The following is a 12069-nucleotide window of genomic DNA, read 5'->3' as shown; positions in this document are numbered from 1 at the left end:
TTGTGCGATTATGTATAGGGTTCTCTGTTATTCTGTTTTTTTTATTCTGTCATTCGGAGGCTGGGTCGATGAATCCCCTGAAGTGAGCACCAAAAGCAATATCGACCAGACAATTAATGTATTTTAAAATATTTCATCCTGTTTTCTATTAAAATTGTTGGTACGATATTAAAATTTGGTTACTTTTGCGATTGTGTAAACAACTAAATGGCCGACGATTTATGAATAGCAAGTGCGATTACCGCATAATAGGGAATTCCCCTTGTTTTTTTACTAACGGAAATTTAAAATTATCCAAAAATTTTATGCCTGAAAATTTGGAGATTCGGGAATTATTGTTAACACACACACACACACACACACACACACACACAAATGTGATGTAACCTCATATTATATATTTAAACGCTACGTTAGCGGTAAACGGATATACTGTTTACCGCATTTCTTCGTTTCTGATCTTCGTTATTATCTCCTTGTTATTAATAAAAAAAATTGTCTTCCTGATTCGCTCTCTGTTCTCCTGAACAAAGAGCGAAGGACTCCCTGGGTGACGGATCAGGTTCAAAACACTCGGTGTGCTTCCCATTGTCTTCCTGAGCGAAGTGAAGTATCCCTAGAAGAAAGGGAGAAAGATGATGCCGGGGAGGTGACCGCTATCAGGAGATTCTTCTCTGCCGCTCAGGAGGACAGTGGATTTCGGAACGGATGACAAACAAAATAACATAACATAATCCAAACGCATAAAAAAACAAGAAAATGAACCGAAAAATAAACCTTCTCAGCTTTGCGGTGGCGCTGGTGACGCTACTGTACCTGCCCGCGGTCTCGTGTGTAGAAAACTTTTCGAACGAACCCGATGTCGATACCGGCGGCACGGGGAAATTGGTTCCCCTCCGCTTCTCGGCTTTGGTAAGCGGGGCGGGGGAGACTTCACCGCCTCCTGTGGAGTCGAAGACGGTAAATCAGAATACGACCGGTTCAATGGGATATATGGGAATGATCATACAGCAGTCGCCCGGGGGCGGCGATGTCTTTCCCGGCTCCCAGGAACTGCGGGTGAAAACGTATGGTTATCTCGACGATAGTTATTGGTTGTATATGACTAATACGCCGGGAGTTACGGGGGATATTCATCCCATGTGCTACGCCGGTAAAACGATACGCGTTACCGCTTATGGCAATATAATGGATTTTGGGCCGATTGGTATCGACGGTTTTCCCTTCGATTTCAGAGGTAACCTGAAAGATGATGTTATACAGCAAGATTACCTCTATTGCGACACCACCTACGTAGTCCCTTCAAACGAAAAGCCGATAGAATTGAAGATGAAACACGCCTTCGCCCATATCCGGATAAACGTGACCAAATCGCTCGACAAAGATACGCACACACTCTCTCAGGTTGCTCTCGACAACATGGGCGACGTATGGATCAAGCGGAAAGGCTATATCGACCCCGCCACGGGCGATACGGTGTCGGGGGCCGCCCATCCCGAGCTGCGCTCTCAGGCCGGCCCGCTCTCGTACAGCGGCCTGAATGTTGCGCTTTCGTCTACGACGAAGCAAACCTACGACTTTTTCGTGCCGGCCTTTATGAGCGACACGCTCAAAGACGAAACGGTGGTAATCGCGCTTACGGTCAATGGTAAGAAAAAGATATTTCCCCTGCGGCGCAACCACCTCAACCACGAGGCACGTAACGGAAAAGACTACTACGGGTTTGCGCAAGGGTATATAAATACCTACGACGTGGTGTACGACAATACGGCCATGCGGCTGATCCTTACCGATTGGAATACGGTAAACCGCGACGGTGACTTCGGCATACCGCCCACCGGCGTGAAGGGGATACGGCTGAACGGTAGTGATATGACTTCCAATAGCATGTGGAATACTTATCCCACTTGGGGATTTGCCCCCAGCGGCACATACGATAGCTGGCTTTCTACGGTAGCCCTCGGCAATAACGGGATTTATATCGACGGTACTAAGAGGATTACATCCATGTATAGTGATACCTGGAAGACGTATGCGGGCGATGTGAATGTATATGAAGATGAAAAGCCGGTGATGGACTTTTTTATGACCCAGGAGAATGTAAGCACCATCCCGGTGCCCTGGGAAGGATCCGACGGGGCGCTCATCGCCAAAGAATTGTGCCGCAAATACCGGGGCGGCGGTTTCACCAACTGGCGCTTGCCCCGCGCCTCGGAGTGGCGGATGCTGGTGGCTTCTCAGGGCTTTCATTCCGGGGTATGGAATAGTCTGAATCTCGAGTCTGGTAACGAAGGTTCCGTAACCGAAACCTTCTGGTCGGCTACCGAAGCCGAAGCGGCCAAGGCCTGGACGGCCTATGCCCAAAGGTTTAGTAATAGGCCTGTGATTCGTATATACCTCGATGCCCGCGACAAGAAAACCACGCTGGCGAGCGTACGCTGTGTGCGGGATACTAAGAAATAATGACAAGTATTGTTCACCATGACGAAAGGTGTGATGAATGGAAAAGGGCAATTACCCGTAGTAACGAACATCAGGAGATCATTCGTTGTCACTCAAGAGGACAGCGGGAGTCTCAGAATGATAGAGTAAAAAATATAAAAACACGAGGCCCGGTTATCGGGCCTCGTGTCGTATTTTGTAATAGGTCGTTTATTTATATTCCTGCCAGCTTTTAATCTGAATATCACTTTCTTTCAGATGGCAGAAAGCATCGATAAATGCGCTTGCCAGGCGGGCATTGGTAATGAGGGGGATATTGTGGTCGATCGCGGCGCGACGTATTTTATATCCGTTGGTAAGTTCCCGTTTGGTATGATTTTTGGGGATATTTATCACCAGGTCGAACTTGTGGTTCGAGATCATATCCATAACGTTTTTGTCTCCGTTTTCGTCGGGCCATGAAACGACTTTTACCCCGTTTATCCCATTCTCGGTAAGGAATTTCTGGGTGCCTGCCGTAGCATATATTTCGTATCCCTTTTCGGCTAACTGACGTGTAGGATCGAGCAGGTCGACTTTTGATTTTGCCGAACCCGAAGATACCATAATTGATTTTTCCGGAATTTTGTAACCTACCGAGATCATCGAGGTAAGCAGGGCTTCGTTAAAATCGTCGCCGATGCATCCTACTTCACCGGTAGAGGCCATATCCACTCCCAATACAGGGTCGGCATTCTGTAACCGTGCGAAAGAGAATTGCGATGCTTTTACCCCGATGCATTCTACATCGAACGCGGTTTTATCGGGTTTGGCATAAGGCGCGTCGAGCATGATGCGTGTGGCCGTTTCGATAAAGTTGCGTTTGAGCACTTTCGAAACGAAGGGGAAACTGCGGGAAGCGCGTAAATTACATTCGATAACTTTCACATCGTTGTTTTTGGCAAGGAACTGAATGTTAAACGGACCGCTGATATTAAGTTCGCGAGCAATCTGGCGGCTGATCTTTTTAATGCGTCGGGCTGTTTCGAAATAAATTTTTTGTGCCGGGAAAACCAGTGTCGCATCGCCCGAGTGTACACCGGCAAATTCTACATGTTCGGAGATCGCATATTCTACGACCTCTCCGTTTTGGGCTACGGCATCGAATTCTACTTCTTTGGCGTTCTGTAAGAATTGTGAAACGACAACCGGATATTCTTTCGAGACATGAGCAGCCAGTTTCAGGAAGTTTTCGAGACCTTCCCGGTCGTAGCAAACGTTCATCGCTGCTCCCGAAAGTACGTAAGAGGGACGTACCAGTACAGGGAATCCAACCCGGTCGATAAAGGCATCGATTTCGGTCATACTGGTCAGTTCTTTCCAAGCAGGCTGATCGATTCCGAGTTGGTCGAGCATACTCGAAAACTTATGACGATTTTCGGCGCGGTCGATCGAGATGGGTGATGTTCCCAAAATAGGCACTTGCTGGCGGTGGAGTTTCATAGCCAGGTTATTCGGTATCTGGCCGCCGACCGATACGATGACACCCTTCGGTGATTCGAGGTCGATTACGTCGAGTACCCGTTCGAACGAAAGTTCGTCGAAATACAGCCGGTCGCACATATCGTAATCGGTCGAAACGGTTTCGGGATTGTAGTTAACCATAATCGATTTATATCCCAGTTTCCGTGCTGTTTGTGCAGCGTTTACCGAGCACCAGTCGAATTCGACCGAACTACCTATACGGTATGCGCCCGACCCGAGGATAACGACCGATTTATCGTTTTTATAATAAGGAATATCATGATCGGTGCCATCGTAGGTCATATACAGGTAATTGGTGAGTTCCGGATGTTCCGAAGCTACCGTGTTGATCCGTTTTACAGTGGGAAGAATTCCGTTTTTTTTGCGGTGCGCACGTACACGCAGATTTTCGGCTTCCATGTTTCCTTTAGGATTTTCGATGATGCGGGCGATTTGGAAGTCTGAAAATCCCAGACGTTTTGCTTCGAGGAGAACATCTGCAGGAAGGTCTTCTATTTTTTTATACTGTCGTAGTTTGGCTTTATAATTGTGGATATTTTGGAGTTTACCCAAAAACCATTTGTCTATTTTAGTCAGATCGTGGATTTTATCGATACTGTATCCTTTATCGAGCGCCGTTGCGATAGCGAAAATACGCAAATCGGTGGGGTTAGCCAGTTCCTGATCGAGATTATCGAACTCGAGGTCGTTGTTTCCTTCGAATCCGTGCATTCCCTGACCGATCATGCGAAGGCCTTTTTGTATGATTTCTTCGAAACTTTTACCGATAGACATGATTTCTCCTACCGATTTCATGCTCGAACCGATCTGCCTCGATACACCGACAAATTTGCTCAGGTCCCAACGGGGGATTTTACAAATGAGATAATCGAGCGAAGGAGCAACATATGCTGAGTTTGAAGTGCCCATTTCACCTATCTGGTCGAGAGTGTAACCCAAAGCCAGTTTTGCGGCTACAAATGCCAAAGGATATCCGGTAGCTTTCGATGCCAGTGCTGAAGAACGGCTCAGCCGGGCATTTACTTCGATTACGCGGTAATCGTCTGTTTCCGAGTTAAACGCATATTGTATATTACATTCTCCGACGATACCGAGATGGCGTATTGTTTTTTTAGATAATTCTTGTAGCAGGGTAAGTTCTGTTTCGTCGAGCGAACAAGTGGGTGCGACAACGATACTTTCACCGGTATGAATCCCCAGCGGATCGAAATTTTCCATGCTCGCTACAGTGAAGCAATGATCGTTTTTATCTCTGATGACTTCAAATTCGATTTCTTTCCAACCTTTCAGAGATTCTTCCACTAATATCTGGTTAGAGTAAGAAAAGGCATTTTCAGCCAACTCTTTCAATTCTTGTCGGTTGTTGCAGAAACCACTGCCCATTCCTCCTAAGGCATAAGCCGAGCGGATGATGATTGGAAATCCGATTTCATCGGCTGCTTTAAGTGCGTCGTCCATGGATTCAACCGCGATACTCTTCGGAGTTTTTACCTCTATTTCGTCGAGTTTTTTTACAAACAGATCACGGTCTTCGGTGCTCATGATCGCTTCTACCGAAGTTCCCAAAACTTCTACATTATATTTTTTCAGGATACCTTTATTATACAATTCGGCACCGCAGTTGAGTGCCGTCTGACCTCCGAATGCCAGTAATATCCCGTCGGGATTTTCTTTCTTGAAAATTTCCTCAATGAAAAAAGGGGTTACCGGCAGAAAATATACTTTATCGGCGATGCCTTCAGAAGTCTGTATTGTTGCAATGTTGGGATTTACCAATACGGTTTTTATCCCTTCTTCTCGTAAGGCTTTTAACGCTTGGGAACCGGAGTAGTCGAATTCTCCGGCCTGACCGATTTTTAAAGCTCCCGACCCGAGTACCAGGACTTTCTTAATAGATTTCTGCATAGGTTTGATATATTTTTAGTTCACATATTTTTGTTTTGGTAAAAAAAATGCGCCGACTAAAAAGCCAACGCATTATATATAATAAAATTATTATCGGGAAAAAACGGAAATACACTGTCGTATTGCGACAAGAAAGAGTGATGTGCTCCTATCTTATTTAGTGTATTGCTCATTTATAATTTTATATTTTCAAAATTTGTGTAAAGGTACGGGTTGTACTTATATTATTCAAATTTTTAAATATAAATTTTATGTTTTCGTTGTATTTATTTTATTTTCAGTATCTGACCCGGTTTTATTTTGGTAGATTTACTGATATGATTAATACGGCATAATTGCGTTATCGTCGTACGGTGCCTAATGGCGATCGAAGATAACGTATCGCCTTTACGTATTTTGTAAGTCACATATTTAGTCCCGTTGTTTCCTTTTGCCATAGCCTGTTTTACAGAACTGTTTTCTTTATGGGTATGGAAAACATAGGTGTCGGTATGGGGAACCTGATTTACGAAATCGAATATTTCATTCGGATTTATACTCATTCCCAGAAAACGTGTTTCGAAATGAAGATGGGGCCCGGTGGAACGTCCGGTGTTGCCTCCGAGAGCAATGGGTTCTCCCACCTTAACGATCTGGTTGGGTCGAACGAGTATTTTCGATAGATGACCATAGATTGTTTCCAGCCCGTTAGAGTGACGCAGCAATACATAATATCCGTATCCTCTGGCCTCGTATTTTGTGATACGTACTTTTCCCGAGAAAGCGGCTCTTACGGTATCTCCTACATGCAACGCGAGGTCGACTCCTTTATGCATACGGCGATAACGGGCCCTATATCCGTAATCGGATGTTTTGTGACCCGGTACAGGCATGCAATAGTTAGATACGTTAATGGAGAAAGAATCGGGCATTTGGGCCATTGTTTTATTGTAGGGGTTAACCCACTCGTTATTCCAGTCGTCTCCGTATAATTCGATGGCCGGATAGGCTTCGGCTTCCTGTTGTAGCTTTCGGGCAAAGGTGAGGGAATCGATAAGATTTATTTCTTTACGTATGTTACGTTGATCAGCCAGTAAATCTTTGTGTTGTCTGTTATGAATATTATTTAACGGCTCTGAGTCGTTCTTTTGTGCCATAGCCACTGTCGGGGCGATAAGCAATGAGGCGATTATCAGTTTCCTAAATCCGGTAAAATTCATTATATAGCAAAATTATTAACAAATTAGAAATCTATTTAATTCTCTGCGACGAGGCTTGAAATTTTTCGGAAAATATTCTCTTTCATTAAAAATAAAAGGAAGAATTTTTATATATTCTGTTCCGAAATATCATTAGAACCTGTATTTTAAGTATTAGCAGAGTCTGATTTATTTTCCTCAAAGATAACGATTTAATCCTTTATTTATATCTGTGCATTAACAAAATTTATGTATGTTATTTTTGTGTACTCTTTTTATTTTAATATAAGTACTTTATAATCTGTATATTATATTGATTTATGTTTTACAGCATATTTTCAGAATTTAATACTTTAGAAAAATAGGATTAAAAAAATTTTCTGCCTGTTGAGGAGGACGGGCGGTAAATTTTATTATGTATTTATCGAGTTTGAAATCAGTTGTTTATATCTCAAAAGAGAGATAAACTATTTTGTAAATCTATCAGGAATTATAATAAATAATACCTATTTATAGCATAATTTATTTCTTATTTGCGCATGCTTTTATATTCCTCGAGGGAAATAGGCGATTGTGAGTGTAATCTTCTGTTAATCATTCCTTTTATAAGATGTGTCGTTACTTTAATAAATATACGTACATCGCAGAAAAGAGAACGAACCGGGAATATCTTTTGGCTCATTTCTTCACTCCAGGGTTCCAGAAAATAGTTTTTATAATAGGGGTCTTCTGAATTTACGATAATATCGATTGTATCTTTCCATTCGTATTTGATGAAATCAGATTGGTGGTATGATAAATGGAAGACTCTCAGAGCTAAGCTCTGGTAGGGTAAAAAATTCAGAAATGTACGACCATAATCGGGATATAATTTCGGCAGTTTATCTTTTTCGTAAAATACGAGTTTATTATCTATTTCGAGACATACCCATTTATGCGATTTTTTAGGGAATAACGATTCACCGATCAAACTGGGTAATTCTATATATCCTCTTTTGGCTACGCGTTGCAATTCTTTTACGAAAAGCAGGGGATCATCTACATGTTCGATTACCTGATTGCAAATCACGTAATCGAATTCTTTGTCTTTAAAAGGCATATTGGCACCGTCGGCATTTATAAACGCCTGGTGAGGATATATCATGATATTATCACTCCGATGATAATTCGAGTCTATATATTTATCGACAACAACATCAGAGCGGAAGGTGGGATTATGACCGCTACCTACTTCAAGAACCTTGTCTTTTTTCTTTATTTTTAAATCGTCCCGGTCTATCGGGTTTCTGACTTTCATGCGTAGGGAATATTTTAATATGACACCAAACCGAAGATATATCTCAGAAAGATATAATTTTTTATGTACCAGCGTGAAATAATACTCTTATAATGTTTCGGGAAAATTTTAAATCTTTTGCGAAGATAATGTTTTTATGATTAAGAAAATTGTATCTGTTTATTTTTTCTTCTTTTTTAGATTTGAGTTGCGTTTGCTCGCTGTTTGAAAAAGAAGAATAGAGAGTCTGATTTTTAGATATATGATAGCCTCATTTAGTGTAAAATATCCGGTTATCCGAATATTTCAGGGAAATATATTCGGGGAAAAAGGAGTCATGATTTGTTTCCTGAATAATGAATCGCGTTTAACGGATTAACTGATTAGGCTCCAGTTAAACTTCTTTTTAAAAATCTTTTGTAGTTGTATTTTTAATATATAATGTTCGTTTGCTGATAGTTCGGGATCTTTATCGAGTACTTCATTAGCGATATCCCGTGCCAGTTGCAAGATTTGTCCGTCACGTGCGATATTGGCTATTTTAAGATCGAAAGCGATTCCGCTTTGTTGTGTTCCTTCCATGTCTCCGGGGCCTCGCAATTGCAAGTCAGCTTCCGCTATTTCAAATCCGTCGTTTGTCCTTACCATGATTTCAATCCTTTTGCGGGTTTCTTCGGAAAGTTTGTACGAAGTAATAAGTATGCAATAAGATTGGTCGGCTCCCCGGCCAACACGTCCTCTCAACTGGTGTAGTTGGGAAAGCCCGAAGCGTTCGGCGTTTTCAATGATCATGACCGAAGCGTTGGGAACGTTAACGCCTACTTCTATGACTGTAGTGGCTACCATGATCTGAGCTTTTCCGGCTACGAATTTTTGCATTTCCGCTTCTTTTTCGGCCGGTTTCATTTTTCCGTGAACCATACAGACCTTATATTCCGGAAAGATCTCTTGAATATGTTTATAGCCCTCTTCGAGATTCTTCAGATCTGAATGTTCGCTTTCTTGTATGAGTGGGTAAACGATATACACTTGTCTGCCCGATTGTATTTGTTTGCGAATGGAGTCGTATAAAGGGCCCCGGCGATTATCATACCGGTGCAGAGTCTGTACCGGCTTCCGGCCCGGAGGTAATTCGTCTATGACAGAAACTTCGAGATCTCCGTAAACGGTCATGGCCAGCGTTCGAGGGATCGGGGTTGCAGTCATTACCAATACGTGTGGCGGTCGGGAGTTTTTTTTCCATAACCTGGCTCGTTGCGCTACTCCGAACCGGTGCTGTTCGTCGATAACGACGAGACCGAGGTTGAAAAAATTTACGGTATCTTCTATCAGTGCGTGCGTACCTATTGTTATGTGCACATCTCCGTTGAGCAACCCTTCGTGTATCCGTTCCCGATCTTTTTTCTTAGTAGAACCGGTAAGTAACTCAACTCGTAATCCTATTTTTTTTACCAGTTCGCTAATTGTTTCGAAATGTTGGGTGGCCAATATCTCGGTAGGGGCCATCAGGCAGGCCTGGAATCCGTTATCGATAGCCATTAGCATGCTCATGAGCGCTACCAATGTTTTTCCGCTTCCCACGTCTCCCTGTAAAAGACGATTCATTTGTATCCCGCTTCCCACGTCGGCTCTGATTTCTTTTAACACCCGTTTTTGCGCGTTGGTGAGTTCAAATGGCAGGCATGTATGGTAGAAATCGTTGAATGCATTTCCTATTTTATCGAAACGGAATCCTCCGAGTTTACGTTGTTGCAATCGGGTAAAACGCAGTATATTGAGCTGGAGATAAAATAGTTCTTCGAATTTTAGTCTGAATTGGGCTTTTCTGAGCAGATCGGGTGATTGTGGAAAATGAATGTTGCGCATGGCTTCATGCCTGTAAATAACCTGTGCCCGGGCGATAATCCATGCCGGTAAAGTCTCGGGTAACGGGCTTTGAATGGTTTGCCACAAGTGGTACATGATTTTCTGCAATGCTTTCGAATGCAGAAAATGCGTTTTCATTTTCTCGGTTGTATTATAATACGGTTGCAATCCCGGTATTTTCTCGATGGCTTCGACAGGGTCTATTTCGGGGTGCGCAATATTGAATACGTGACCATATAAAGAGGGTTTTCCGAAAACGGTATATTCGACGCCGGTTTTGTATTTTTCGAGGATATATTTTATGCCTTTAAACCAGATAAGTTCTATGACCCCTGTTCCGTCGGTAAATTTACCGGTAAGTCGCCGGCTTTTTCCTTCTCCTTGAGTTTCGAATATAGTGATTCTTCCCCGTAATTGTATATACGGCATATTTCCGTCGATTTCCCGAATTTTGTACGTACGGCTGCGGTCGATGTATTTATAAGGAAAATACCCGAGTAGGTCGCCGCAAGAATAAATACCCAGTTCTTTATTGAGTAAGGCCGCTTTTTGCGGACCTACTCCGGGTAAAAATTTTATATCGCGGGAATCGAGGTCAAACATTATGCGATAATAATTCGGCAAAGAGCAGGTCTTGCGGTGTTGTTATTTTTATGTTTTCCGTATTGCCTTCTACGGTATTTATTCGGTTTCCCATTGCCTCAACTACCGATGCGTCGTCGGTAAAGTTTTCGCTAAAAGGCTGTTCATATGCTTGCTTCAGAAGTTTGCTCCCGAATACCTGGGGAGTTTGTACAATGCAATATTGCGAACGCGGAACGGCTTGACTACTGCCGTCGGGGGATATTTTTCGAAGTGAATCGGTAATTTTAATGACGGGAATAGCGGCTTCGTTTTTACTTGCGGCAAGAAAAGTAGTAGTGATTACTTTCTCCGAAACAAAAGGACGAACACCGTCGTGAACGGCTACCAAACCTGTTTCGGTCACCAGTTGCAGCGCATTTTTTACAGAATGAAATCGGGTTTCTCCTCCGTCTGCAATCCGATGAGATATATCGAAATGGTAGTGTTTACATAGATCTTTCCAATATTCCTGATGTGAAACCGGAAGCACTAGAATGATTTCGATTTTGGGATCGTAACGATAAAATATTCTGATAGTATGCATCAGCACGGGGTATTTCCCTATAATACGGAATTGTTTAGGAATATCACCTCCGACCCTAAGTCCTTTTCCACCGGCTACGATAATAACGTAATTTTTCATTCTGTCGCTTACTTGTTATCGGAAAGCAAACATAATAAAAATAGCTGAATTGATAAAATGGTTGGTTAAAAACAAAGGAAAGGATGATTAAAAAAAGAAACGATAAACCTGTCTTCTCAGATAGGTTTATCGTATTATCACACATGGTCATCACATCGTTATGAAACTAAGTGTTTCGGAGTATTTAGAGAGAATTCTCCCGATTAAATAAGAAAGTTTTGGTAGAGAGCAGAAGGTGTATCGGGAGTTTGCTTTTTATTATCGGTGGAGTCTTTTTTTTGTTCGGTAGGACACGGTTTAACGGGGTCCTGCACGAAAGCGAACAGGCTTGATCCGGCATCTTTCTTAGGTCCTTCCGGAGTTTGTTTTTTATTATCGGTAGAGTCTTTTTTCTGTTCGGTAGGACACGGTTTTACAGGATCCTGCACGAAAGCGAACAGGCTTGATCCGGCATCTTTCTTAGGTTCTTCCGGAGTTTGTTTTTTATTATCGGTAGAATCTTTTTTCTGTTCGGTAGGACACGGTTTTACAGGATCCTGCACGAAAGCGAACAGGCTTGATCCGGCATCTTTCTTAGGTTCTTCCGGAGTTTGTTTTTTATTATCGGTAGA

At 42.7% G+C, this 12069-nt stretch carries 8 protein-coding genes; 2 read left to right on the top strand and 6 right to left on the bottom strand.

Annotated elements, in window-relative coordinates; all coding sequences use genetic code 11:
* Positions 1 to 759: 759 nt before the first annotated feature.
* Both NMU02_RS12675 and NMU02_RS12670 read left to right on the top strand, forming a co-directional pair.
* Positions 760 to 2463, top strand: coding sequence for a fimbrillin family protein (locus NMU02_RS12675; RefSeq protein ID WP_255028324.1), 1704 nt, complete (start codon positions 760 to 762; stop codon positions 2461 to 2463).
* The gene (locus tag NMU02_RS12670) at positions 2463 to 2678 is read left to right on the top strand and encodes a hypothetical protein (RefSeq protein ID WP_255028323.1); all 216 of its coding nucleotides are present in this window, start codon (positions 2463 to 2465) and stop codon (positions 2676 to 2678) included. The genes NMU02_RS12675 and NMU02_RS12670 overlap by 1 nt, the downstream gene beginning before the upstream one ends.
* Here NMU02_RS12670 and carB read toward each other — a convergent pair.
* From carB to NMU02_RS12640, 6 genes are all read right to left on the bottom strand, one after another.
* Positions 2653 to 5871, bottom strand: a complete 3219-nt coding sequence (gene carB / locus NMU02_RS12665; RefSeq protein ID WP_255028322.1) for a carbamoyl-phosphate synthase (glutamine-hydrolyzing) large subunit — start codon at positions 5869 to 5871, stop codon at positions 2653 to 2655. The two genes, NMU02_RS12670 and carB, sit on opposite strands and share 26 nt — an antisense overlap.
* A 266-nt stretch (positions 5872 to 6137) precedes the next feature.
* Positions 6138 to 7070, bottom strand: a complete 933-nt coding sequence (locus NMU02_RS12660) for a peptidoglycan DD-metalloendopeptidase family protein (protein WP_255028321.1) — start codon at positions 7068 to 7070, stop codon at positions 6138 to 6140.
* Positions 7071 to 7578: 508 nt separating this feature from the next.
* On the bottom strand, positions 7579 to 8346 hold the full coding sequence (locus NMU02_RS12655; protein WP_255028320.1) for a class I SAM-dependent methyltransferase: 768 nt from the start codon (positions 8344 to 8346) through the stop codon (positions 7579 to 7581).
* 354 nt (positions 8347 to 8700) lie between these two features.
* Positions 8701 to 10794 (bottom strand): ATP-dependent DNA helicase RecG, encoded by a 2094-nt coding sequence (recG, locus tag NMU02_RS12650; RefSeq protein WP_255028319.1) that lies wholly within the window; start codon positions 10792 to 10794, stop codon positions 8701 to 8703.
* Positions 10787 to 11458, bottom strand: a complete 672-nt coding sequence (locus NMU02_RS12645; protein WP_255028318.1) for a 2-C-methyl-D-erythritol 4-phosphate cytidylyltransferase — start codon at positions 11456 to 11458, stop codon at positions 10787 to 10789. Before NMU02_RS12645 ends, recG begins: the two co-directional genes overlap by 8 nt.
* A gap of 203 nt (positions 11459 to 11661) precedes the next feature.
* Positions 11662 to 12069 (bottom strand): hypothetical protein (locus tag NMU02_RS12640; RefSeq protein WP_255028317.1); only part of this gene is annotated, 408 nt, incomplete at its 5' end.

Origin of the sequence: Coprobacter tertius, from assembly GCF_024330105.1 — a bacterium.
GTDB lineage: Bacteria > Bacteroidota > Bacteroidia > Bacteroidales > Coprobacteraceae > Coprobacter > Coprobacter tertius.
This window is presented reverse-complemented; position numbering and strand designations above follow the sequence as displayed.